This window comes from Thioclava sp. (genome assembly GCF_048263065.1).
GTDB lineage: Bacteria > Pseudomonadota > Alphaproteobacteria > Rhodobacterales > Rhodobacteraceae > Thioclava.
Genome location: NZ_JBLXEM010000005.1, coordinates 79,430 through 102,135, shown reverse-complemented (window position 1 = coordinate 102,135; position 22,706 = coordinate 79,430). Strand labels below are relative to the sequence as shown.

Sequence of the window (22,706 nt, the reverse complement as noted above, 5' to 3'; positions counted from 1 at the left end):
CCCCCTGCCCGGTCTCAGCTTTCCAGCCCGACGAGGGCCTGGGCGAATTCCTCAGGATCGAAGGGGGCAAGATCATCGATTTGCTCGCCCACGCCAATCGCATGGATCGGCAGGCCAAAGCGGTCGGCCAAAGCCACCAAAACGCCGCCCTTGGCGGTGCCGTCGAGCTTGGTCATCACAAGGCCCGAGACATCGGAAATCTTGCGGAACACATCGACCTGTTGCAACGCGTTTTGCCCAGTCGTGGCATCCAAAACAAGGATCGTATTATGAGGTGCCGTCTCGTCGCGCTTGCGGATTACGCGCACGATTTTGGCAAGTTCTTCCATCAGATCAGCGCGGTTTTGCAGCCGTCCGGCAGTATCGATCATCAGCAGATCGGCACCGTCTTCCTCGGCCTTTTTCATCGCATCGAACGCCAGCGAGGCCGGGTCAGACCCTTCGGGCGCGGTCAGCACCGGTACGCCGGCACGTTGACCCCAGACTTGCAACTGTTCCACGGCGGCGGCGCGGAACGTATCACCCGCAGCGATCACCACTTGCTTGCCAGCAGCGCGAAATTGCGAGGCCAGCTTGCCAATCGTCGTAGTTTTGCCCGAGCCATTGACCCCGACCACCAGCACCACTTGCGGCTTTTTGGGATAGATCGGCAGCGGTTTGGCCACTGGCTCCATGATGCGCGCGATCTCGGCGGCCAGCAGGCCCTTGATCTCAGTCACGGATAGCTTGCGCCCCATCCGCCCCTCGGCGAGGTTCGCCGTGACCCGCAATGCCGTGTCGACCCCCATATCCGAGGAAATCAGCAATTCTTCAAGGCTCTCCAGCATCGCATCATCTAGCACGCGACGTGGTTCGGCCTCTTTCGTGTCAGCCCCGAAAATGCGCCCCAAAAGGCCCGGCTTTTTCGGGCTTGGATCAGGGCGCGGGGCTGCGGGCTGCACATCAAGCGGTGCTTTGGCGATCTGCGCGTCTTTTTCGTGAACCGGTTCGGTTACGGGCGCTGGCACATAGCCGGGCGCGGGAAAGGTTGGATCGGGAAGGTTGACCGTTTCGCCGTCATCCGGGCGCAGGTCATCGGGCTCTGGCGCGATCAGATCAGACGCGGCGCTGTCTTCCTCGGCGGCGTTTTCGGCCACGATCTCTTCAAGCCCTTCTTCGAGCTTGGAGGAAGATCGCGTCAGTCGGGTTTTGAGCTTTTTGAAAAACGACATCTCGGCAGGCCTTTCGTTGCGTTCCACCTAGTTCATCGCAGGCCCGGTGAAAAGAGGGGCCAGTGCCAGCCCGATTGCAATCAGCGCCTGTCCGCACCAGTAAAACAGCCAAAGCGCGCGTGAGGCTAGACGCTTTCGCGCGCCCTCTCGCATCACAAAAGTCTCGACCGACAGGATCGCATCCGACGTCACAAAAAACGCAACACCCCAAGACAGTGCCGTCGCCTCGGGCGGTAGCCCCATCGCGGCAATCGCCATCGCAACGATCACCAAAATATAGCCGCGCACCGGCCAACGCAGCGATCCGGTATGGGGCACGACCCAAATCTCGACCGTGCCCGCCAGCACGACCATCACGGCAATCGCAGGCCAGCTTGGCCACACCGCGCCAAGCCCAATAAACGCCACCAGATAGGCCAGATGCCCGGCTGCAAAAGCCACCATTCCCACCAGAAACGCGCCTTTTCCGGGGCGCGACAGCGCAAAATCCCCAACAGCGCCCAGCGCCAGCCCGATCACGATCCAGCCCGGCATATGGAACATCAGCGCCAGCGGCACCAAACAGGCGATCGCGCCGGTCTTGATCGCGGTTTTACGCCAACTGGGCGTCGCCCCCGCGAAGGAGATCAGGTAGATCACGGCCAGCAGCAGGGCTGCGACAAACGGCAAAAGAAGGATCATAGTCATTGCGCCACAGGGACAGATTTTCCACCGCCCCGCAAGTCTTGCCGTAAAATGGCCGAAATTGGCGGTAAGATGGGGCAAAACTCAGAGGCAGAGATGACGCAAGAGCCTGATTTGCAAAAGATTCGCGATGCGATTCCCGAAGAGCGTTCGCGCTGGAGCGACCGGCTGCCCGGTCCGCTGGCGACGTTGTTTGGTCTTACGAATGACATCCCCGAGGTCGATACCTTTGCCATCGTCACATTCGCGCCGGTGCCGTTGTTGATTTTGGCGGGTATTTTTGGCGGCTGGCCGGCGTGGCTGGCGCTGATCTGGATCGCTCTGTTCATTTTTGCTCTGGATGAGATCATCGCGCGCGCCGCCCCCGATGCGCCCGAGGGATCGGAATTTCCCGCTGCTGATACGCTGTCAATTGCCTTGGCGGGGGCGCATTTCGCGTTGCTGATCCTTGGGGTTGCGGCGCTGTCGGGGCATACGCTGCTGCAAGGCCCGTCTTGGGTCGCGGTGCTGCTGGCCTATGGGTTGTTCTTTGGGCAAGTGTCAAACTCCAACGCCCATGAGCTAATCCATCGCCGCGACAAGCGTCTGTTTTTGCTTGGGAAATGGGTTTATATTTCTCTGCTTTACGGCCATCACAGCTCGGCCCATCGCCATGTGCATCACCGCTTTGTCGCCACGCCTGACGACCCGAATTCCGCCCAGCCGGGTGAGGGGTTTTGGTCTTTCGTGCCGCGCGCCTGGATTGGCGGTTTCGTTGCCGGGCTAGAGATGGAACGCAATCTGGCGCAGCGGCGAACCCTGCCGGGAGGGGGCGACCGGGTCGCGCAGTTGCGCGCGCGCATCGCCGCCCTTGGCCCCTACCCGTCCTACGTTCTGGGCGGGCTGTGGTTCGTGCTGCTGTTTGGCCTGATCTTTGGGCTGCGCGGGGTGCTTGCCTATCTGCTGCTGTGCGCCTACGCGCAGTTGCAGCTTTTACTGTCCGATTATGTGCAACATTACGGGTTGCAACGCGCACGTCGCGGCGATGGCAGCTATGAGCCGGTGGATACACGCCACAGCTGGGATGCGCCCCACCCGATTTCGGCATTGTGGATGCTGAACGCGCCGCGTCATTCCGATCATCACGCCCATCCGGGGCGCGAGTATCCCGCATTGCGTTTGGGCGATCTGGATGCGCCCCAGCGCCCGGTGCTGCCGCGCAGCCTGCCCGCGATGGCGGCACTGGCCTTGATCCCGCCTCTGTGGCGGCGCGTCATGGATAAGCGTGTGGCCGCCCTGCAGGGCACCAAGTCACGCGCGCGAGGCTAGGCAAGGGCTGCGTGATCTGGCACTCTGGGCACAATTTGACCCCGGAGGCCCGATGCGCCAATTTCTTGTCCTGACTTGCCTTGCCACCCTCACAGCTCTGTCCGCGACGGCCCAACCCGTTGATCTGGCCGCCGATCTGGGCAAACCGCTCAACGCCGAGCAATTCGACGCGCGCACGCAGGGCCGCACGATCACCTATTCCGCGCAGGGCCAACCCTACGGCACCGAACAATACAAGCCCGGCCACAAGGTCATCTGGGCCTTCACACAAAGCGAATGTAAGGAAGGCGACTGGTTCCAAAGCGATGAGTTTATCTGCTTTGACTATGGTGATTTCGTGCCACTGCAATGCTGGACATTTTATGACAGCCCGCAAGGGTTAGTTGCGAAATTCCGCGGCGACCCGGACAGCGAACCTCTTGTCAGCCTCAGTGAAAGCCAAGATCCGCTGAGCTGTCAGGGGCCGGATCTGGGCGTTTAAAACAGACTACCCTGATCGGGTGGCGGTTCGGATTTCTTCTTGGTGGGCTTGGGCTTGGCGGGCGAAGTTGATGCGCCTCCGCCACCGGGAATGACCGCCAGACGATCATCGGCGAATTCGATTTCCAGACCGGGTTGCTTGCCTGCAACGACGGCACTGGTCACCACACCATCCGGCCCGCGCACCACGGCATAGCCGCGCTTGAGCGTCTCGCGATAGCCCAGCGTCTGGCGCATCCTATCCAACCGATCCAGTCGCTCGCGCAGCGCTTCGATGCGCGTTTCGGGCAGGCGCGACAGCCGTACGGTCAGCCCGTCAAGACGGGTGTGATCGTCACGGATGCGGCGCTGAGCATCACCGATCATGCGCGACTTGGAGGCCTCTAATCGACGCGCCAGCATATCCAGATCCCTTTGAGCGCGGCGCAGCCGCACACCCGGGGCGGGCTGCAAGCGGCCCGCAAACCCATCTAGGCGGCGCGCTTCATTGCCCATGAACTGACGCAAAAGGCGCGGCTCAATCCGTGCCGACAGCGGAGCAAACCGCGTGCCCTTACGCAGCACCAGCGTGCGCAGCGCTGGCCCCAACCGGTCCGCCCACATATCAAAGCGCTGTCGCGCCGACTGGGTCAGCGTCTCGGGGCGACCCAATCCACGGCTCAGATCGCGCAACCGCTGATCGCGCTGCTCCAACCGTCCACGCGCCGCGCGCCCCATGCGTGCCTGTGCCTCAGACAGCCAACTGGCAAGTTCCGCGCGCACCGGCACCGCCATTTCCGCCGCCGCTGTGGGCGTGGGCGCGCGCCGATCCGAGGCATAGTCGATCAGCGTCGTGTCGGTTTCATGGCCCACCGCCGAAATCAGCGGGATCTCACTGTCAAAGGCCGCGCGCACTACCGCCTCTTCGTTGAACCCCCACAGATCCTCAATCGAGCCTCCACCGCGCGCCACTATGATCAGATCGGGGCGCGGAATCGGCCCGCCCGGTGCCATCGCGTTGAAACCCCGGATCGCGCGGGCGACTTCGGGGGCGCAGGCTTGACCCTGCACCGCCACCGGCCAGATCAGCACATGGCGCGGAAAACGGTCGCGCAACCGGTGCAAAATATCGCGGATCACCGCGCCCGAGGGCGAGGTCACCACGCCAATCACATTCGGCAACCACGGGATCGCGCGCTTATGCTCAGCCTCAAACAGCCCCTCGCCCGCCAGTTGCTTGCGCCGCGCCTCAAGCATCGCCATCAGCGCACCCGCGCCTGCTGGTTCAACCGTATCCACGATCAGTTGATACTTGGACTGCCCCGGAAATGTGGTCAGCTTGCCGGTGGCGATTACTTCCATCCCCTCTTCGGGGCGGACCTCCATCTTGGCAACTTGGCCCTTCCACGAAACGGCGGCGATCACCGAGCGATCATCCTTGAGGTCGAAATACATATGCCCCGAGCGCGGCATCGAGACCCGTCCAACCTCACCGCGCACCCGCACACGGCCAAACTCGCCCTCGATCACACGTTTGACCGCCCCCGAAATCTCGGAAACGGTGTAATCATGCGCGTTCGAGCCGCTCTCGTCGTCCCAAAGGTCCATCAGCCAGCCTTGCCTCACTCTTGCGCCCAGCTTAGAAGGCCCAAATGGCAAGGCCAAGGGGGCGTGTGATGAACATTCTGGTTCTGGGCGGCGGCGGGCGCGAACATGCGCTGGCTTGGGCAATCAAACAAAACCCGAAATGCGACCGGTTGATCGTCGCGCCGGGCAATGCGGGCATCGCGCAGATTGCCGATTGCGCCGCGATCGACCCCTGCGACACGGCGGCGGTTCTGGAACTGTGCGAGGCCAATGCCATCGACTTCGTCGTGATCGGCCCCGAGGCACCGCTAGCGGCTGGCGTCGCCGATGCGCTGCGCGAGCAGGGCTATCTGACCTTTGGCCCCTCGGCTGAGGCGGCCAAGCTTGAGGCCTCCAAGGCGTTCACCAAGGAAATCTGCGACGCCTGCAACGCGCCCACCGCAGCCTATGCGCGGTTCAGCGATGCGCAAGCAGCCAAGGATTATGTGACCCAGCAGGGTGCGCCGATTGTGATCAAGGCGGATGGTCTGGCCGCTGGCAAGGGCGTGATCATGGGCATGACGCTGCCCGAGGCACTGGACGGGATCGACGAGATTTTCGGCGGCGCGTTTGGTGATGCGGGCACCGAAGTGGTGATCGAGGAATTCATGGAAGGCGAGGAAGCGTCGCTTTTCATCCTGTGCGACGGCATCCACATCCTGCCCGTGGGCGGTGCGCAAGACCACAAACGCGTGGGTGAAGGCGATAGTGGCCCCAACACCGGCGGCATGGGGGCCTACTCCCCTGCCCCGGTTTTGACACCCGAGATCGAAGAAAAGGCGCTGGCCGAAATCGTGCGCCCCACCGTGGCCGAGATGGCGCGCCGCGGCACTCCGTTTCAGGGGGTTCTCTATGCAGGGCTGATGATCAAGGACGGCCAGCCACGACTGGTGGAATATAACGTGCGTTTTGGTGACCCGGAATGTCAGGTGCTGATGCTTCGGCTGGGCGCGCAGGCGCTTGATCTTCTGCTGGCCTGCGCCGAGGGACGGCTGGCAGAGATGCGCGCGCAATGGGTCCCCGATCACGCGATCACGGTCGTGATGGCCGCCAAGGGCTACCCTGGGGCCTATCAGAAGGGTTCGGAAATTGGTGGTCTGGATGCGCTACCCGGTGACAGCCATCACATGATCTTCCATGCCGGCACCAGCAGCAAGGACGGGCAGATCGTGGCCAATGGCGGGCGGGTCCTCAACGTCACTGCACGCGGCGCAACCCTGCAAGAGGCACATGATCGCGCTTACGCGATGGTCGATGCGATCGACTGGCCCGAAGGCTTCGTACGCCGTGATATCGGCTGGCGTGCGCTTTGATCTGAAAAGTCTGAGGGGGCGCCGCCCCCGCTGGCTACGCCAGCCCCCCGGGAAATTTTGAACACTTGGAAGGCCGATAAGGATATCTTAACCGGAATCGGTGCAACCTTGGAGTGCGGGACAGGCGGGGACGCCGATGGCCGTACACTTGGAAGCGCCCGGCTTGCCCGCCCCTCTGCGGATCGAGTCGGGCGTTATTGCTATCCAAGTGTTTGAAGTATCCCGGGGGAATTCGCCTCATGCGAAGGGGGGCAGCGCCCCAAAACGGGCGGGGCCGCAAGGCCCCGCAAAGCAAAGATCAGACGAGACGGCTTTGATCAAGCGCCGCTTTGATAAATCCAGCAAACAGCGGATGGGGCGCGAAGGGTTTGGATTTCAGCTCGGGGTGGAACTGCACGCCGATGAACCACGGGTGGTCCTTGTGCTCGACGATTTCGGGCAGACGTCCATCGGGCGACATGCCGGAAAATTCAAGCCCGCAGCTTTCCAGCGGTTCTCGATACTTGATGTCGACCTCATAGCGGTGACGGTGACGCTCTTCGATCTCAGTTGAGCCGTAAATTTCGGCCACTTTCGAGCCCGCATGCAAGGCCGCCGTATAAGCGCCCAGTCGCATCGTGCCGCCCTTATCGTCATCAAGCTTACGCTCGACCCGATGGTTGCCTTGAACCCATTCCTTGAGGTGATACACCACGGGTGTAAAACGCTTTTTCCCCGCTTCGTGATCGAATTCCTCGGACCCGGCATCGGCAACGCCCGCCAAGTTGCGCGCGGCCTCGATCACTGCCATCTGCATGCCCAAACAGATCCCGAGGTAAGGCACGCCCTTTTCACGCGCGAATTGAGCGGCGCGGATCTTGCCCTCAGTGCCGCGCTCGCCAAAGCCGCCAGGAACCAAGATCGCATCGTAATCTTCCAGATAGGGCGCAGGGTCTTCTGTCTCGAATATCTCGGCATCAATCCACTCGGCCTTGACGCGCACCCGGTTAGCCATACCGCCATGGGTCAGCGCCTCGGCGATGGATTTATAGGCATCCTCAAGCTGGACATATTTGCCCACGATGGCCACGCGCACCTCGCCTTCGGCATTGTTGAGGCGGTCCATCACGTCTTCCCAGCGCGACAGATCGGGCTTGGGCGCAGGCGAGATTTCAAACGCATCGAGCACCGCCTGATCCAACCCCATCCGGTGATAGGCCAGTGGGGCCTCATAGATGGATTTCAGATCATAGGCGGGGATAACGGAATCGGGGCGCACGTTGCAAAACAGCGCGATCTTGGCGCGTTCTTTTTCGGGGATCGGGTGCTCGGAACGGCACACCAGCACATCGGGCTGCAAGCCAATCGAGCGCAACTCTTTGACAGAGTGCTGCGTCGGTTTGGTTTTCAACTCACCCGAGGCTGCGAGGTAGGGCAGCAACGTGAGATGCATAAAAATGCACTGGCCGCGCGGGCGATCTTGAGAAAACTGGCGGATCGCCTCGAAAAACGGCAAACCTTCGATATCGCCGACCGTGCCGCCGATCTCACACAGCATGAAATCGACCTCATCGTCGCCAACATCAAGGAAGTCTTTAATTTCATTCGTGACATGCGGAATCACCTGAATCGTTTTGCCCAGATATTCGCCGCGCCGCTCTTTTTCCAGAACGTTGGAATAGATCCGCCCCGAAGACACGGAATCGGTATTGCGCGCGCTGACCCCGGTGAAGCGTTCGTAATGGCCCAGATCCAGATCGGTCTCGGCCCCGTCATCGGTGACGAAAACCTCGCCATGCTCGAACGGGCTCATCGTGCCGGGATCGACGTTGAGATAGGGGTCCAGCTTGCGTAAGCGCACAGAGAAGCCGCGTGCTTGCAGAAGCGCCCCCAAAGCGGCCGATGCCAACCCCTTGCCGAGCGACGAAACAACGCCACCGGTGATGAAGACATAACGTGCCATGAAGACCCCCGTGATCTGCAAAATTCAAAACTGATTCCCGGCCCCAAAAGGGCGCAGGATCACGGGGTTTGATGCTTACACGATTCGCAATCCGCCCGCAACCGAACCGCAAGTTATTGGGTTGTTTTCTTGCCACCCCCCAACAGGTTGTGGCGCGAGGACGTGATTAGTTCGCAGGCGGCGGCGTAACCGGGCCCGTCGAGCTATCGGTCGTGCTTTCGCCAGACGTGCCGCCCGTGGAGGTCGCTGAATCGCTTGGCGCGGGGGGCATCACGACGCCCAGACTGCCCGCATCCGAACCCTGATCTGCTGGCGCAGTCGGTGCTGTAGCATCGCCAGCCGGAACCGTCTGTCCGGTCGTCGCGCGATCAAGCACCGATTCGTCTTTGGCCTTTTGCGCGGCCAGAACCGTCAGCGTCACCGAGGTCACAAGGAACCCTGCGGCCAGAAGCCAAGTCAGCCGGGTCAGCGCATTGGCGGCCTGACGGCCGGACATGACACCGCCGACTCCGCTGGAACTGGAGCTACCCATTCCGAGCCCACCGCCCTCAGAGCGTTGCAGCAACACCACGCCAATCAGCAGCAGTGCAAGGATCAAGTGGATTGAGAGAACGACGTTTTCCATTGAACGGGTCCGGGCCTTCCTAGTTCGACGCGCCTATCTAGGCGCAAGAGGCAAAAGTCGCAAGGCCGAGTTGACGGTTTTTCCCAATCAGCGGCGCAAAACACCGCGCAAGCCCTGCTCAAGTGAGCAGAGCCAAGCGATCTAAAGATATAGACGCCCCCTGACGGGAGGGCCTGCATCACAGCAAATCGCAAAACCGGGCTTTCGCTGCGCCCGTTCAGCCGCTATATCTCGCGCGGTTTTATACCTGCCAAGGAGAGAGCAATGGCCAATGTCGTCGTCGTCGGTGCCCAATGGGGTGACGAGGGGAAAGGCAAGATCGTGGACTGGCTAAGCGAGCGTGCCGATATTATTGCGCGCTTTCAGGGCGGTCATAACGCGGGCCATACGCTGGTGATCGACGCCAAGGTCTACAAGCTGAACGCGCTGCCTTCGGGCGTGGTGCGAGGAAACAAACTGTCGATCATCGGCAATGGTGTCGTGCTTGACCCGTGGCATCTAGTAACCGAGATCGCGAAAATCCGCGAACAAGGCGTCACGATCACCCCCGAAACGCTGATGATTGCGGAAAACACGCCGCTGATCCTGCCCATTCATGGTGAGCTGGATCGCGCGCGCGAAGAGGCGGCCTCTAAAGGCACCAAGATCGGCACGACCGGGCGCGGCATTGGCCCGGCTTACGAGGACAAGGTCGGGCGGCGCTCGGTGCGCGTAGCCGATCTGGCCGATGAAGCCACGCTGATCGCACGCGTTGATCGCGCTCTGCAGCACCATGACCCGCTGCGCAAAGGTTTGGGAATCGAGGCTGTGGATCGCGACGCGCTGATCGCGCAACTACTTGAGATCGCACCGGAAATTCTGCAATACGCCGCCCCCGTCTGGAAGGTTCTGGCCGAGAACCGCAAGGCCGGCAAGCGCATCTTGTTTGAGGGTGCGCAGGGATCACTGCTCGATATTGATTTTGGCACCTACCCGTTTGTGACCTCATCCAATGTGGTCGCAGGTCAAGCGGCGGCGGGCACCGGCATGGGGCCGGGGGCGATTGATTTCGTCCTTGGCATCGTCAAAGCCTACACCACCCGCGTTGGCGAAGGCCCCTTCCCGACCGAGCTGGACGATGCAGACGGTCAAAGGCTGGGCGAGCGGGGCCGCGAATTTGGTACCGTGACCGGGCGCAAACGCCGCTGTGGCTGGTTTGACGCGGCTCTGGTGCGCCAGACCTGCGCGGTTTCGGGCGTGTCGGGCATTGCGCTGACCAAGTTGGATGTGCTTGACGGGTTTGAGAAACTGAAAATCTGCGTCGGCTATGAGTTAGACGGTAAGCAACTGGATTACCTGCCCACGGCGGCCGATCAGCAGGCGCGATGCGTGCCCGTCTATGAGGAAATCGAGGGCTGGAATGCCTCAACCGAGGGCGCGCGCAGCTGGGCCGATCTACCCGCCGCCGCGATCAAATATGTTCGCCGCATCGAAGAGCTGATCGATTGCCCGGTTGCGATGCTGTCCACCAGCCCCGAGCGCGACGACACCATCCTCGTCACCGATCCTTTCGCGGATTGAGCGGATGGCGCTCAGCTATAAGGCCCGCCGCCGCCTCTCGATGCTGGCCCTCGTGGTCGGGCTGCCCGCCTACATCATCGTGGCGGTCAGCATCGTGAACTGGGCCGAGACGCGCTGGGGCATGATGCCTTGGTGGGGCTCGGTGCTGGTCTATATCGTGCTTGGCGTGATCTGGGTTTTGCCGCTCAAGCCGATCTTTCGCGGCGTGGGCAAGGAAGACCCCGACGTGCCGCCGCGCCAGTAAGGCGGCGCGCGTAGAGCCGCATCGCGCGCACTTTTTGGCAAACCAAACCTGTCGCTATCCTGCGTTCCAAGGATTGTAGGTGCAGAAGTTCCAAAGTTGCTTTTCAGGGTCGCGACAGGAAAAACCGCGGCCTCCGTAATCTTCATCCTTCGGTTCCATCACAATCTCAGCCCCTGCCGCTCTGGCTCTGTCACACAGAGCGTCAACATCCTGGACGATAATGTAAGCGCTTTGTGTCGTTCTGCCCAGATCGGCTGCCGGTTTCATCAGCTTGCCGAATTCGTCGTCGCGCGCATTCCCGAGCATGATCATGCTGTCGCCGAATGTCAGTTGCGCATGCGCAATGCCCCCTGACACATCTTCGACAACCTAGTATTTATCAAATCCGAATGTGTTGCAAAGCCAAACCATCATGGCTTTCGCATCTCGGTATCGCAGGGTTGGGATAATGACGCTGCTCATCGCCATAAAGCTGCTCATCGCCATAAAATAGCATGGACCCGCCGATAAGTCATGTTTTGGCTCGATTGCAGTCGTCAGTCGCAAAATGCGACTCCGCTTGTCTCTTAGACGCGAATTTGTTCGCAAAGCAGAACGGGCGGCCCGTCTGGACCGCCCGTTTCATTAGTAAGCTTAATGTCCCCGCGAGCAGGTCTAACTTATTGACCCGACGCCATTTTAGCTTCGTCGTAATAGCGCGATGCGGTCGTGATCGCATATTGGCCGCGTTTGACCTTGGCGATTTTACCCTGACGCAGCAGGCGCCCAAAGACCCGCATCCGCTCTTCGCGCGGCACTTCGGCGGTCTCGCTCATCGCGGTCAGCTTGCGCATGATCTGAGGCGGCGAGAAATGCGGACGTCCCTCAACAGCCGAGGTATAGGCCGCAGCCGCCTCAAGCAGATCAGACAAGCCCTGCGTGCCAAGGGTTTCGGCAAATTCGGCAAAGCTTGTGGCTTGATTGGGGGCCATCGCTTCGGCCTCGTCATCAAACGCTTCAGCCAGTTGCGCGCTAGAGATGCGGCGCGGGCGGATCACGTGCGTCGTGGGCGTGCGCGCCACGGCGGCATTGTCATGCAATTCGGACTCAAGCGTGTCGATGCGCTGTTCTGACACCAGCACCAGCGGCGCCGGGCGCACCGTTTCAGGGCGACGCATCGTACGTTCATTGCCACCGCCGACGGGGCGGCGCGGGCGCACGGCCTGCGTCAGATCCTCGCGGTAAGGTTCGGCGGCTTGCGGATCCTCAATGCTGCCGCGCGCGGTGTCTTGCCCCTTTGTGATGCGATCCGCCACAGTCGCAGCCACTGCGGCTTTGAGATGGGCGATCGCCGAGAAGCGACGGCGCGTTTCCACAACCTTGGACTGTTTGTCAGCCTCTTGCATCAAGCGCGCAGTTTCATCTTCGCGGTTGTCAAAAGCGGCGGCGGCAACGTGTGTTTCTGCAGGTGCCTCTGCCTCGGCGTCGTCCGCTTCAGCCAATTCTGCTTCGGTGTCATCCACTTCGGCCAGTTCTGCTTCTTCGGTTTCAACGTCGGCTGCGTCCTGCTCGTCGCTCTCGGCCTCTGCTGCGATTTCGATCAGGGCGTCTTCTTCGAAGATTTCTACCTCTTCGGCGTCTTGATCAACCGTTTCAACGTCGCCCGTTTCGGCCTCGACAACTACCGTTTCAAGTTCATCGGCTTCGATTTCATCCATCTCGACCTCGGCCATCTCCGGCTCGGGTTCGGCGGCAGCTTCGGAAGCTTCTTGGATCGCGCTCAAGGCGGCCACAAGCGCGGCATCGTCATCCTCGGCAACCGTTTCAGGCTCAGATACCTCGGCGACGAGCGCATCTTCTTCGCTCTCCTCGACGATCACCGCATCTTCAGACACGATCTCTTCAGGCGCGCCCTCTTGCGCGGTTTCATCGCCAGCGTCTTGCTGCGCGATCTGGTCGAGATCGTCCTCATCATCGCCATCCAGCATCGCCAGTTCGCGTATCAGATCGGCTTCGTCATCCTCTGACAACGCGCTTTTGGGGGCCTCAACGGGCGTTTCAACAGCCGTTTCAGGCGTGCTTTCACCCAGCTCTGCAGCAAGCCGCGCGGCCAGATCGTCAACATCCGACACTTCGCTGTCTTGCGCATCCGCCAGCGCCTGCTCGGTTTGCGTCACCTCATTTTGTGCGAGGGGCGCGTCGCTTACCTCATGCGTGATGATCGGAGCGGCATTGTGATCGGCGCGGCGCACCTTGATCACACGAGCACGCACGGGCTGGACCATCAAAGCAGGAGCGGTATCGGCTGCGTCTTCGGGTGAAGCGTCAGCCTCGTCCTGAGCGATGTCATCTTGCGCGACCGCTACATCGTCTTGAGCAACCTCTTGGGTCGTTGCGTCTTCTTCGACTTGCGCAACATCCTCAACCGGCGGTGCCTCGGCAACCGGAAGATCACCCTTAACGTCTTGCTCGGGCGCGTCCGGCGTTGCGAGTTGCGCCGCGACGGTGGCTTGCAAGGCTTGCGCGCGGCGCGCACGTTTGGCGGCGCGGCGCGCACGGCGGGCGGCACGACGATCCATCACTTCTTTGTCCGTATCGACAACCGCGTTCGTTGCCTCTGCCGCGTCATCTTCGGCACCCGAAGCATCCGAAGCCGCGTCTTGCGTCTCCTCTTTCGGGGCCGCTTCTTCTTCAGGGCTGGCCTGCGCTGCAACTTCGTCAGTCTCAGCACTCGCCTCGACCAAGTCTTCTTCCGTCGGGTCAGCGGCAGCGTCGAGCGCCTCAAGCTCAGCGGGCATGTCTTGCTCGGGTTGAAGCGCCTCGGCCAGCGCGGCGGTGACGCTATCTTCAACGCTCACGTCCTCTTTGGCCGGGGTATCTTCGACGATGGCTTGCGCGGGCTCAACAGCAGCGGAGTCTTCGATGGGCGTTACCTCAGCGGGGGCGACAATCGCATCATCGCTGTCGATATCTTCTGCCGCGAGCGGGCCCGAAATATCGAGATCAAAGCCAAAATCACCTGCCTCGCCACCTAGCGCGATATCGCCATCTGCAAGCAGGGCCTGCGGGATCACATCGGACTGCTCGTCGTCTTCATAGGAGTCGGGAGCCACGGAACGCGCACGCGCTACTGCGGCACGAATACGTTGCAGCTTGGCGGCAACCGATTCGGGTTCGCCAAACGCCACTTCGGGTTCGGGCGCGGCTTCAAGTTCGGGCTGCGCCTCGGGTTCGGGCGCGCCTTTCGAGGCATCCGTCAACACCAGCGGAGCGGCATCAGCTTGCGCGGGCGCAGCTTCCTGCGTCCCCTCGCTGGGTTCAGCCAGCGCGCCTGCATCATCCTGCAAGGCTGTTTCATCGTCTTGCTGACGCAAAACCACGCCGTTTTCGTGGATCTTTGCCTCAACCCGGCGATTGATTTCGCGTTCAGCAATCCGGTGCAGCATCTCTGCGTCGGGTTGCGGGGGTTCTGCGCCGAAATACCGATCATCCGCGGCCAGATCACGGAAATACTCCGCAATCGCCTTCATCGTATTGAACGGCTCGTCGAACCCCTCAAGGGTGCACGAAAAAGTGCCGTAGGAGACGGTCAGGATCTTGTTTGCACCAATCATGGACCACTCGCTTTCATTTGGACCTCATTGTTGCCACCATCCCCCCAAACTGGTGCTTTCCCGTGGACGAAAAAGGGCATTTGAAAGGAATTTTATAGGTCTCGATTGTGTTCTCGTGCCTTATTCGTCATCAATCATGCCATGTTCCACCTGATTGTAAACTCAACGTGCGGGGTCACCTTACTGGGCGCTGGCGCAGTAAACCCGCAAGATGTTGACGAATCGTTGACAATCGCACCCTGTCTGGTGGCGGCGGATGGCGGGGGCGATCATGCGTTGGCGTTGGGATTGCATCCCAAGGCGGTCATTGGTGATCTCGACAGCCTGTCCAAGTCTGCAAGCGAGCAGTTGGGCGGGCGTGTGCATCGAATCACAGAGCAAGACAGCACGGATTTCGCCAAATGCCTGCGCGCGATCAAGGCCCCTTTTGTAATGGCGCTGGGATTCACCGGGATGCGGCTGGATCACACTTTAGCGGCGATGAGCGATCTGATCCGCAGCCCCGCCCTTGTCGTGATGCTGGCAGAGCGCGAGGTGATCATCCGCTGTCCAAGCCGTATCGCGCTGGATGTGCCTGCCGGAACGCGGGTGTCATTGTTTCCGTTTGGGCCGGTTGCAGCACGCTCGACGGGGCTGCGCTGGCCGCTCGACGACATCGCCTTTGCGCCCGATAGCCGCGTGGGCACTTCGAATGAGGCGCACGGGCGCGTTGAGATCACCCTAGACGGGGCCGCGCTATTGATGTTGCCGCGCGAGAACCTGGGCGCAGTGTTGCAAGCGTTGGGTTTGAGCGCGCCGTAACGGCCTGCGCGTTAGCCCGGCTCGATGCGTAACGCGTCTTTCAGCCACGGAGCCTCTAGCAAAGCGGGCGCAACCACGCGATCCGCCAAAAGAGCGCGCAGGCGTGCGGCGACTTGGGCGGGCCAATCGCCCAGAACGCCCTCGCGCGCGGCCAGGGTGATCGTGCGCGACAGCGGCGCGCCGGGCAGCGGTGCCAGTTCCAATCCCGAGCGCCGCGCATGGCGCACCGCCGAGGGCGTCAAGATCGTCCAGCCCTGCCCCGCCGCGACCAGCGCCAAAATCGCAGGATAGCTGTCGAGTTCCAACCGATGACCGCCACCCATATCCTCGCGCGCCAGATGCGCGGCGATCTGACGGCCCATCAAAGTGCGTTGCGAATAATGAATGAGAGGTAGATCCGCGCCCCCACCTGCCGGGCGCACCGCCATGAAAGGCTCGTGCAACAGCGGATGCACCTCGCTTGCATCGGGCGGCGGGCCTTCGGGCTGGGCGGCGACTGCCACGTCCAGCCCGCGCGCCTCTAGTTTCGCTAGCAAACGATGGCTTGGGCCGGTTTCCAACTCAAAGCGGCACTGGCGCAGATCGCTGGCCATCCCCGCAAGCAACAGCGGCGTCACCTCGGCCTCGAAATCCTCAATCATGCCAAGACGGAAACTGGTCAGCCCGGCAGGATCGGCCAGCGACACGCCCGCGCGACCGCGCGCCAAGGCATCCAGCATCGCCTCGGCATGGGGCAAAAACCCGCGCCCGGCCACCGTCAGGGCAAAGGGACGCGCCGAGCGATCCACCAATTCCGCACCCAAGGCGGCCTCGAGTGCGCCAAGCTGCTGGCTGACCGTGGGGGCCGACACGCCAAGACGCCGCGCGGCGGCGGTGATTGCGCCTTCCTCGGCGGTGGCGGTAAAGACCTCGACAGCCCAAAGGCTTACGCGGGGGGGATTGCCAGACATGGAAAGGCTCCGATTGGGATCATCACGAGAGTGCCGCTTGCGCCAATCTGAGGCAAGCGTTTAGCCAAGCGCCACGATCGAGGGTTCGCGCCGCCCCGGACATTGCGCCAGCGGGCAAATCCGGCACGACGCCCCGATGGCGCGCGCAGGCAGCGACGCGACCTCATCTGGCGCGGGCAGGATCAGCATCGTCGCCTCACGCAGCGTCGGCGCGTCAAAGCCCACCGCGCGGGTCTCGCAAATCGCGTAGGTAACAAAGCGTTGCGGCACGCGCCCCGCCACATCGACCAGCGTGCGTATCGGGTGCATCGGTTGGGCCAGCGCCTCATAAAGGGGCCAAAGCGGACAGGCCGCGCCGAAACGGGGCAGCGCAAACCCGGGTGCCGAGCGGCGAAAGGTCAGGGTGCCAGACCCGTCGCAAATCACTAGCCCCGGCGGCGCAAGCCCGGCCAGCCCAGCCGGCAGGGACGCAAGACGGCGCAGCACGACATTAATTGGGACTGCGCGCGCCTGCGCAATTGCGCCGGGATCAGCGCCCAGTTCGGCCAGATCGCGCGTGATCAGATCCAGCGGCAAGGCGCGCGCATCGCTTGCCACGCGCTCAAGATGCGCCAGTGCCAGAGTGCGCGCCGCCGATGAGGCAAGCTCCGGCACGCCCGCGATCAGCCCCGCGAGGTTACGCTCGCCCGCCTCGATTTCTGGGAAATGCCAATCACGCGCCTCTAACCAGGCCTCAAACTGTTCCTGCGGCGAGGACAGCCCGGTCTCAGAGTCTTCCATCTCGTCGAGATAGCCAACCAAGGCCTCGGCCGCGCCCGATAAGCGCAGGCTTTCGGTCTGGATCGTGGCCAGAAATCGCGCCTGCCACTCGGGTTCGATATCCTCGGTCTCAACCAGAATCGCAGCGCTAGAGCGTAGCCCCGTCACCGCCGACAGCACCTCATGCAGCGAGGTTGCCAGAAACGGGTCTTGCGCCATACGTTCGGCGTAGCCCTCAAGCAGGCGCTCCAGTCTGGTCACGCGCGCCTGTGAACGCGCCAGCAACCCCGCCCAACCGGGGAAACGGCCAACGAATTCCTCGATACGCTCAAGATCGGGGGCGGAAAACGGGCCTGCACCTTCGGCCTCAAATCCTGCGACAGCCTCGCGCAGACCGTCAAACAGCGCGCTATCCGCACCCTCAGACAGCGCCACGGGATCAACCCCCATCGCGCGCGAAATCCGCTCGACCAAGGCGTCACTGACGCGGCGGCGGTTATGTTCGATCAGATTGAGATAGGCCGCAGAAATGCCTGCAGAACGCGCCAAATCGGCTTGTTTCATGCCAAGCGATGTCCGGCGTTCGCGGATGCGCGTGCCGGTGAGTGCAGATTTGGCCATATCGTCCTCCTGCGTCCAGATTTACAGCTAGGCGCAGGAGATACAAAGCTTTTTACAAGGGGTTTACCGCCTGAAAGTTTACATCGGGTTTTCGATGGTCGCGCGCATGTTGGGCACGTCACACGAGAATTCATCTCCTGTGGTACCTTGCGTCTGCTTGCAATCCTTCGCGCCTTGGGTCTCGGTGCAGCCAGCCAGCGCGCCAAGCGTCATTACTGCGAGCAGTGCCAGAACCGGTGTTGTTTTGAACGTTTTTTGCATCATCTGTCTCCTGTCAGTCGGGCGAAATTCTCTCGGCCCTTCAAGTGAACCATATAGTTCAGTACTGTGCTTCAAGCTTTGACTTCGATCAATAAATATCGACGCCAAAGATGAGTGTGACCTTACGTTTTTCCAACGGCAAGGGGGAACAGGCGTGATCCAGCTTCATTGAAACGCGCGAAAGCGAAACCCATAGACCAGCGCCCGATTGGAACAGGCATCCATTGCATCCATCAACCACACCCGATCCGGCCCCGGAAACGTGGCAAGATGGCGGCCCAAAAGGGTCTCGCCCTGCGTAAGGTTATCCGCCATATCGCCGCCGTAGGTCATCAGCCGTTTCAGCCAAAAATCCTGCGCCTCATCAAGGTAGCCGCCAAAACTACCACCCGGCGCGATCTGGCGCACGACCGCCAGACAATAAGCGGCCTCTACCTCTTGGGTGGGGGTTTTGAAAACATAGCTTGCGGGGGCCGCGAACTGGCTTTTCCACGTCATCCAGAACAGCGCGACCAATGCCAAAAAGCTGACAATCGCCAGTACTGCGTTGCGCAACCCGTGCCCGCCTTGCCGCCTTGCCTGTGCATGAACCACCATTTGCCAACGCCTTTCCCAATCTGCCGGCCCCGTTACAGCACATAAGCCTTAACAAGCCGTGCAATCGCGCAGCAAAAAGCCCCCCGGATCGGCTCCGGGGGGCGCATTGGCCGTGCAAGCGGCGCATCGGCTTCGCTGGCTTATTTCAGACCGGCAGCATCCGTCACCGCATGGGTCCACGCGCCTTCGGGCTGCTTGGTGATCACCGGATCAGAGCCACCTTCAAGCAGCACTTTCACCGTGCGCTCATAATCCGCCGGGTCCAGCATGCCATCGGTGCCTTCGGTCAGCTTGGCGACCTCTTTCATCATGCCTTCCTGATGCTCGATGGTCTGCGCGCCGGTTTCGTCGTTATCCAGCACGATTTTCGCAGCTTCCTCGGGATGCTCCTCGGCGTATTTCCAGCCCTCCATCGAGGCTTTGACGAATTTCGCCATCTTCTCGACGAAAGCCGGGTCCTTGAGGCTGTCTTCCATCACATAAAGACCGTCTTCGAGCGTCGCGACGCCCTCATCTTCATACTTAAAGGTGACCAACTGGTCCGGTTGGATCCCCGCCTCAAGCACCTGAAGATACTCGTTATAGGTCATCGTCGAGATACAAGCCGCCTGTTTTTGCAGCAGCGGATCGACGTTAAAGCCCTGCTTGAGCACCGTCACGCCCGCGTCACCGCCATCGGTCGGAATGCCCAGATGCGACATCCAGCTTAGGAACGGGTATTCATTGCCAAAGAACCACACGCCCAAAGTATGGCCGGGAAAATCGGCGGGAGTCTTGATGCCGCTTTCCTTCAGACAGGTCAGCATCATGCCCGATTTTTTGTAAGGTTGGGCGATATTGACCAACGGCAGGCCCTTTTCGCGCGCCGCCAAAGCGGCCGGCATCCAGTCGACGATCACATCGGCGCCACCGCCTGCGATCACCTGCTCGGGGCCAATATCGGGGCCGCCCGGTTTGATCGTGACATTCAGGCCAGAATCGCTGTAAAATCCTTTGTCCTGAGCCACATAGTAGCCCGCGAACTGCGCCTGCGTCACCCATTTGAGTTGCAGCGTCACATCCTCATTAGCCCATGCCGCACCGGCAAAAAGGCCAAGGCTGACACTCAGCCCGGTCATCAGTTTCTTCATCGTTTACTCTCCACTGTTGTCCCCGGATCTTTGCCCGGGATTTTTATAATTCTCAGGCGGTGCCTAAGCTCGGGCCCGCTGCGACGGGTGCCAGAACGTCACCAGCTTTTCGAGAAGCGCCACCGCCCCATAAAAGCCCGAGCCTGCAATCGCCGCAACGGTAATCTCCGACCACACGAGCGGCAAATCAAGCTGCCCCACGGCGGTCGATATCCGAAAGCCCATCCCGCGGGTTGGACTGCCGAAAAATTCAGCAACAATCGCCCCGATCAGCGCCAGCGTGGTCGCGATTTTCAGGCCGTTGAACAGAAACGGCATCGCCGCGGGCAGGCGCAGTTTGATCAGCCCCTGCCAGTAGCTCGCCGAATAGGTCGCCATCAGGTCGCGTTGCAGATGATCGGTCGCGGCCAGCCCGGCGACCATGTTCACCAGCACCGGGAAGAACACCATCACCACCACGACCGCCGCCTTGGACTGCCAGTCAAAGCCGAACCACATCACAAGGATCGGCGCGACGCCCACAATCGGCAAGGCAGCCACGAAATTGCCAATCGGCAACAACCCGCGCTGCAAAAACGGCGAGCGGTCGATCAGCACCGCCACGACAATTGCCGCGCCACAGCCAATCACATAGCCCGACAGCGCGCCTTTCAGGATCGTTTGCACGAAATCCCCGCGCAGGATCGGGCCGGATTGCGCAAAGGTCTGCGCGATCTGGCTGGGCGCGGGCAGGATCACCGGGCTGATGCCAAAGCCCAGCACCAGGCCCTCCCAAAGCAACAGCACCGTGATGCCAAACAGCGCGGGGATAGCAAATTGCGCCCAGCGCTGATGCCCATAGCGCCGTGCCATCCACGCATTGGCACCCCAAGCTGCCAGCCAGAACAGTATCGCAAAAATCGCCCAACCCATCACGCCATCCCCATTCGTTTCAGGGTGATCCGCTCGATCACGCCTACGATCCCGACTAGGATCGCCGCCAGTGCGGCCGCCGTGAACAGCGCCGACCAGATTTGCACCGTTTGCCCATAATAGCTGCCCGAAAGCAGCCGCGCGCCAAGGCCTCGCGTGGCCCCCGCAGGCAGTTCCGCCACGATGGTACCAACAAGGCTGGCAGCAACACCGACCTTGAGCGAGGCAAACAGATAGGGCATCGACGAGGGCAGCCGCAGCTTGCGCAACGTCTCGCCCTGACTGGCATTATAAGTCTTAAGCAGATCAAGCTGCATGCTATCAGGCGCGCGCAGCCCCTTTACCATGCCCACCAGCACCGGGAAAAAGCTGAGATAGGCCGCGATCAGCGCCTTGGGCAGTAACCCCGTTACCCCAAGGCTCGCCAATACCACAATCACCATCGGCGCAATTGCCAAAATCGGCACGGTCTGACTGGCAATCGCCCAAGGCATCACCGACAGATCCATCGCGCGGCTATGCGTGATCCCGACCGCCAGCAAAATCCCCAGCCCGGTGCCCAGCGCGAAGCCCGCCAGCGTGGCGGAAAGCGTGATCCAGCCGTGATAAACTAGGCTGCGCTTGGAGGTAATCGCCTGCCCAGCAAGCCCCTGCCAAAGCCCCTGCGCCACCTGATGGGGTGCGGGCAAAACGGGGCGCTTCTGATGCATCGTGTCACTGAGAAGCTGAGAGATCGTCACGCTCTCGCCCGCCCGCGCGGCTTGATCATAGGTCCATTTCGCATTCAGCGCGACCGAGCCACCATACCAAAGCAGCACAATCGCGGCGAGAACGGTAAAGATAGGGGCGATCATCTTCATGCGCGTTCCCCCTGCCCGACCTGTTGGGTGATCGCATCACTCATCATACGCATGCCCCGCGCGCAGTCCTTCGCGCACCCGGTGCGCGACTTGCAGGAATTCCTCGCTGTCGCGAATATCAAGCGGGCGCGCACTGCGCGGCAGCGGGCTGTCGATCACCTCGTAGATCTGGCCCGGACGCGGCGACATCACCACGATCTTGGTGCTCAGATAGACCGCCTCGGGGATCGAGTGGGTGACAAAACCGATGGTCTTTTGCGTGCGCTCCCACAGCTTGAGCAGCTCGGAATTCAGCTTATCGCGCACGATTTCATCCAGCGCGCCAAAGGGTTCGTCCATCAGCAGGATATCGGCGTCAAAAGCCAGCGCGCGCGCGATACTGGCGCGTTGCTGCATGCCGCCCGACAACTGCCACGGGAACTTCTTGCCGAAGCCGTCAAGATCGACCAGCGATAGCACTTTTTCAACGCGTTCGGCCTGCTCGGCCTTGGAAAACCCCATAATTTCCAGCGGAAGTTTCACATTTCCCGCAATCGTGCGCCATGGATACAACCCCGCCGCCTGAAACACATAGCCATAAGATCGCGCTTTGCGCGCGTCCTCGGCGCTCATGCCATTGACGCGCAGCTCGCCGCCCGTGGGTGTTTCCAGCGCCGCGATACAGCGCAGGAAGGTGGTTTTGCCACAGCCCGAGGGGCCGATGAAGCTGACGAACTCGCCACGCTCGATATCAAGGGTGATATCCTTAAGCGCGTGAACCGGGCCGTCATTGGTTTCAAATGTCAGGTCCAGCCCTTTGGCTGAGATGACCGGGGCGGCCGTCATGTGCGCCTCCACAGGATTTGATCGGCAATCTCGACGCTATTGCCTGCCGGATCGCGCAGGTAGATCGAGCGCGCTCCGTTCGGCCAACGAAAGTCAGCTTCAATCTCTACATCATTGTCTTTCAAGTGTTTTTCCCATTCATCTAACAGCTCTCCCGTGCTGCCTATGCAAACATGGCCCGGCCCGATCGCGCCATGCGGGGGCACGGGCAGTTTCGCGTCCGGGGCGGGTGGGCGCTGCGTGGCCTTTGCGATAAAAGCAAGGATTACGCTTGGCCCGCAGCGAAAGAAGACGTGCCGCCCCTCAACCCGCGCTATCCGCTCAAGACCAAGAACGCCGCTGTAGAAGCGTTCGGTCGCGTCGAGATCGCCGACATAGACCGCCGCCTCGAGAACACCGCTATGGGCCGGAGCACCCATCGCGAC

General features: G+C 61.4%; 22 protein-coding genes. 6 read left to right on the top strand and 16 right to left on the bottom strand.

The genetic code is table 11. The features are described 5' to 3' along the window. Positions 1-14 precede the first annotated feature (14 nt). Positions 15-1,211, bottom strand: a complete 1,197-nt coding sequence (ftsY, locus tag ACN0SD_RS09095) for a signal recognition particle-docking protein FtsY (protein WP_417807921.1) — start codon at positions 1,209-1,211, stop codon at positions 15-17. A gap of 27 nt (positions 1,212-1,238) precedes the next feature. After that, the gene (locus ACN0SD_RS09090; RefSeq protein WP_417807920.1) at positions 1,239-1,892 is read right to left on the bottom strand and encodes a lysoplasmalogenase family protein; all 654 of its coding nucleotides are present in this window, start codon (positions 1,890-1,892) and stop codon (positions 1,239-1,241) included. Between the two features lie 99 nt (positions 1,893-1,991). On the opposite strand from ACN0SD_RS09090, the gene ACN0SD_RS09085 reads away from it, so the two are divergent. After that, positions 1,992-3,203, top strand: coding sequence for an alkane 1-monooxygenase (locus ACN0SD_RS09085; protein WP_417807919.1), 1,212 nt, complete (start codon positions 1,992-1,994; stop codon positions 3,201-3,203). A 52-nt stretch (positions 3,204-3,255) separates the two neighbouring features. Then, on the top strand, positions 3,256-3,684 hold the full coding sequence (locus ACN0SD_RS09080; RefSeq protein ID WP_417807918.1) for a hypothetical protein: 429 nt from the start codon (positions 3,256-3,258) through the stop codon (positions 3,682-3,684). On the opposite strand, the gene xseA is transcribed toward ACN0SD_RS09080, so the two are convergent. Beyond that, on the bottom strand, positions 3,681-5,273 hold the full coding sequence (gene xseA / locus ACN0SD_RS09075; RefSeq protein ID WP_417808109.1) for an exodeoxyribonuclease VII large subunit: 1,593 nt from the start codon (positions 5,271-5,273) through the stop codon (positions 3,681-3,683). The two genes, ACN0SD_RS09080 and xseA, sit on opposite strands and share 4 nt — an antisense overlap. A gap of 65 nt (positions 5,274-5,338) precedes the next feature. On the opposite strand from xseA, the gene purD reads away from it, so the two are divergent. Continuing rightward, on the top strand, positions 5,339-6,601 hold the full coding sequence (gene purD / locus ACN0SD_RS09070; protein WP_417807917.1) for a phosphoribosylamine--glycine ligase: 1,263 nt from the start codon (positions 5,339-5,341) through the stop codon (positions 6,599-6,601). A gap of 298 nt (positions 6,602-6,899) precedes the next feature. On the opposite strand, the gene ACN0SD_RS09065 is transcribed toward purD, so the two are convergent. Further along, on the bottom strand, positions 6,900-8,543 hold the full coding sequence (locus ACN0SD_RS09065) for a CTP synthase (RefSeq protein ID WP_417807916.1): 1,644 nt from the start codon (positions 8,541-8,543) through the stop codon (positions 6,900-6,902). A 166-nt stretch (positions 8,544-8,709) separates the two neighbouring features. Further along, the gene (gene secG, locus ACN0SD_RS09060; RefSeq protein ID WP_417807915.1) at positions 8,710-9,168 is read right to left on the bottom strand and encodes a preprotein translocase subunit SecG; all 459 of its coding nucleotides are present in this window, start codon (positions 9,166-9,168) and stop codon (positions 8,710-8,712) included. Between the two features lie 264 nt (positions 9,169-9,432). Between secG and ACN0SD_RS09055 the strand changes: the two genes are divergently transcribed. Both ACN0SD_RS09055 and ACN0SD_RS09050 read left to right on the top strand, forming a co-directional pair. Beyond that, the gene (locus ACN0SD_RS09055) at positions 9,433-10,728 is read left to right on the top strand and encodes an adenylosuccinate synthase (protein ID WP_417807914.1); all 1,296 of its coding nucleotides are present in this window, start codon (positions 9,433-9,435) and stop codon (positions 10,726-10,728) included. 4 nt (positions 10,729-10,732) lie between these two features. After that, on the top strand, positions 10,733-10,972 hold the full coding sequence (locus ACN0SD_RS09050) for a DUF2842 domain-containing protein (protein ID WP_417807913.1): 240 nt from the start codon (positions 10,733-10,735) through the stop codon (positions 10,970-10,972). A gap of 54 nt (positions 10,973-11,026) precedes the next feature. On the opposite strand, the gene ACN0SD_RS09045 is transcribed toward ACN0SD_RS09050, so the two are convergent. Together ACN0SD_RS09045 and ACN0SD_RS09040 are read right to left on the bottom strand one after the other, a co-directional pair. Then, on the bottom strand, positions 11,027-11,329 hold the full coding sequence (locus tag ACN0SD_RS09045) for a VOC family protein (protein WP_417807912.1): 303 nt from the start codon (positions 11,327-11,329) through the stop codon (positions 11,027-11,029). 302 nt (positions 11,330-11,631) lie between these two features. Beyond that, positions 11,632-14,565, bottom strand: coding sequence for a hypothetical protein (locus ACN0SD_RS09040; RefSeq protein ID WP_417807911.1), 2,934 nt, complete (start codon positions 14,563-14,565; stop codon positions 11,632-11,634). A gap of 141 nt (positions 14,566-14,706) precedes the next feature. Here ACN0SD_RS09040 and ACN0SD_RS09035 point away from each other — a divergent pair, with 141 nt between their 5' ends. Beyond that, positions 14,707-15,366 carry a thiamine diphosphokinase gene (locus ACN0SD_RS09035; protein WP_417807910.1) on the top strand — a complete coding sequence of 220 codons (660 nt, stop codon included), beginning with the start codon at positions 14,707-14,709 and terminating at the stop codon, positions 15,364-15,366. 11 nt (positions 15,367-15,377) lie between these two features. Here the strand turns inward: ACN0SD_RS09035 and ACN0SD_RS09030 are convergent, their stop codons facing one another. The 9 genes from ACN0SD_RS09030 to ACN0SD_RS08990 form a co-directional block, all read right to left on the bottom strand. Then, positions 15,378-16,316, bottom strand: coding sequence for a LysR family transcriptional regulator (locus ACN0SD_RS09030; protein WP_417807909.1), 939 nt, complete (start codon positions 16,314-16,316; stop codon positions 15,378-15,380). Positions 16,317-16,376: 60 nt separating this feature from the next. Next, the gene (locus ACN0SD_RS09025; RefSeq protein WP_417807908.1) at positions 16,377-17,696 is read right to left on the bottom strand and encodes a short-chain fatty acyl-CoA regulator family protein; all 1,320 of its coding nucleotides are present in this window, start codon (positions 17,694-17,696) and stop codon (positions 16,377-16,379) included. A gap of 78 nt (positions 17,697-17,774) precedes the next feature. Further along, positions 17,775-17,957, bottom strand: coding sequence for a hypothetical protein (locus ACN0SD_RS09020; protein ID WP_417807907.1), 183 nt, complete (start codon positions 17,955-17,957; stop codon positions 17,775-17,777). 165 nt (positions 17,958-18,122) lie between these two features. Further along, positions 18,123-18,554 (bottom strand): hypothetical protein, encoded by a 432-nt coding sequence (locus tag ACN0SD_RS09015; RefSeq protein ID WP_417807906.1) that lies wholly within the window; start codon positions 18,552-18,554, stop codon positions 18,123-18,125. 140 nt (positions 18,555-18,694) lie between these two features. Further along, a complete protein-coding gene (locus ACN0SD_RS09010; protein ID WP_417807905.1) occupies positions 18,695-19,684 on the bottom strand; it encodes an ABC transporter substrate-binding protein in 990 nt (329 codons plus the stop codon). A gap of 63 nt (positions 19,685-19,747) precedes the next feature. Next, positions 19,748-20,596 (bottom strand): ABC transporter permease, encoded by an 849-nt coding sequence (locus ACN0SD_RS09005; protein ID WP_417807904.1) that lies wholly within the window; start codon positions 20,594-20,596, stop codon positions 19,748-19,750. Further along, the gene (locus tag ACN0SD_RS09000) at positions 20,596-21,456 is read right to left on the bottom strand and encodes an ABC transporter permease (RefSeq protein WP_417807903.1); all 861 of its coding nucleotides are present in this window, start codon (positions 21,454-21,456) and stop codon (positions 20,596-20,598) included. Before ACN0SD_RS09000 ends, ACN0SD_RS09005 begins: the two co-directional genes overlap by 1 nt. A gap of 36 nt (positions 21,457-21,492) precedes the next feature. Continuing rightward, positions 21,493-22,281, bottom strand: coding sequence for an ABC transporter ATP-binding protein (locus ACN0SD_RS08995; RefSeq protein ID WP_417807902.1), 789 nt, complete (start codon positions 22,279-22,281; stop codon positions 21,493-21,495). Further along, on the bottom strand, positions 22,278-22,700 hold the full coding sequence (locus ACN0SD_RS08990) for a VOC family protein (protein WP_417807901.1): 423 nt from the start codon (positions 22,698-22,700) through the stop codon (positions 22,278-22,280). The genes ACN0SD_RS08995 and ACN0SD_RS08990 overlap by 4 nt, the downstream gene beginning before the upstream one ends. Between the last annotated feature and the right edge of the window lie 6 nt (positions 22,701-22,706).

What these genes read in the sequence shown, in the direction of transcription:
- ACN0SD_RS09080 (WP_417807918.1), top strand. Translation starts at nt 3,256, where the DNA reads ATGCGCCAATTTCTTGTCCTGACTTGCCTTGCCACCCTCACAGCTCTG.
- ACN0SD_RS09000 (WP_417807903.1), bottom strand. Translation starts at nt 21,456, where the DNA reads ATGAAGATGATCGCCCCTATCTTTACCGTTCTCGCCGCGATTGTGCTG.
- ACN0SD_RS09040 (WP_417807911.1), bottom strand. Translation starts at nt 14,565, where the DNA reads ATGATTGGTGCAAACAAGATCCTGACCGTCTCCTACGGCACTTTTTCG.
- ftsY (WP_417807921.1), bottom strand. Translation starts at nt 1,211, where the DNA reads ATGTCGTTTTTCAAAAAGCTCAAAACCCGACTGACGCGATCTTCCTCC.
- ACN0SD_RS09085 (WP_417807919.1), top strand. Translation starts at nt 1,992, where the DNA reads ATGACGCAAGAGCCTGATTTGCAAAAGATTCGCGATGCGATTCCCGAA.
- ACN0SD_RS09090 (WP_417807920.1), bottom strand. Translation starts at nt 1,892, where the DNA reads ATGATCCTTCTTTTGCCGTTTGTCGCAGCCCTGCTGCTGGCCGTGATC.
- ACN0SD_RS09005 (WP_417807904.1), bottom strand. Translation starts at nt 20,596, where the DNA reads ATGGGTTGGGCGATTTTTGCGATACTGTTCTGGCTGGCAGCTTGGGGT.
- secG (WP_417807915.1), bottom strand. Translation starts at nt 9,168, where the DNA reads ATGGAAAACGTCGTTCTCTCAATCCACTTGATCCTTGCACTGCTGCTG.
- ACN0SD_RS09025 (WP_417807908.1), bottom strand. Translation starts at nt 17,696, where the DNA reads ATGGCCAAATCTGCACTCACCGGCACGCGCATCCGCGAACGCCGGACA.
- ACN0SD_RS08995 (WP_417807902.1), bottom strand. Translation starts at nt 22,281, where the DNA reads ATGACGGCCGCCCCGGTCATCTCAGCCAAAGGGCTGGACCTGACATTT.
- ACN0SD_RS09020 (WP_417807907.1), bottom strand. Translation starts at nt 17,957, where the DNA reads ATGCAAAAAACGTTCAAAACAACACCGGTTCTGGCACTGCTCGCAGTA.
- ACN0SD_RS09030 (WP_417807909.1), bottom strand. Translation starts at nt 16,316, where the DNA reads ATGTCTGGCAATCCCCCCCGCGTAAGCCTTTGGGCTGTCGAGGTCTTT.
- ACN0SD_RS08990 (WP_417807901.1), bottom strand. Translation starts at nt 22,700, where the DNA reads ATGGGTGCTCCGGCCCATAGCGGTGTTCTCGAGGCGGCGGTCTATGTC.
- ACN0SD_RS09015 (WP_417807906.1), bottom strand. Translation starts at nt 18,554, where the DNA reads ATGGTGGTTCATGCACAGGCAAGGCGGCAAGGCGGGCACGGGTTGCGC.
- purD (WP_417807917.1), top strand. Translation starts at nt 5,339, where the DNA reads ATGAACATTCTGGTTCTGGGCGGCGGCGGGCGCGAACATGCGCTGGCT.
- ACN0SD_RS09065 (WP_417807916.1), bottom strand. Translation starts at nt 8,543, where the DNA reads ATGGCACGTTATGTCTTCATCACCGGTGGCGTTGTTTCGTCGCTCGGC.
- ACN0SD_RS09050 (WP_417807913.1), top strand. Translation starts at nt 10,733, where the DNA reads ATGGCGCTCAGCTATAAGGCCCGCCGCCGCCTCTCGATGCTGGCCCTC.
- ACN0SD_RS09055 (WP_417807914.1), top strand. Translation starts at nt 9,433, where the DNA reads ATGGCCAATGTCGTCGTCGTCGGTGCCCAATGGGGTGACGAGGGGAAA.
- ACN0SD_RS09035 (WP_417807910.1), top strand. Translation starts at nt 14,707, where the DNA reads ATGTTCCACCTGATTGTAAACTCAACGTGCGGGGTCACCTTACTGGGC.
- ACN0SD_RS09010 (WP_417807905.1), bottom strand. Translation starts at nt 19,684, where the DNA reads ATGAAGAAACTGATGACCGGGCTGAGTGTCAGCCTTGGCCTTTTTGCC.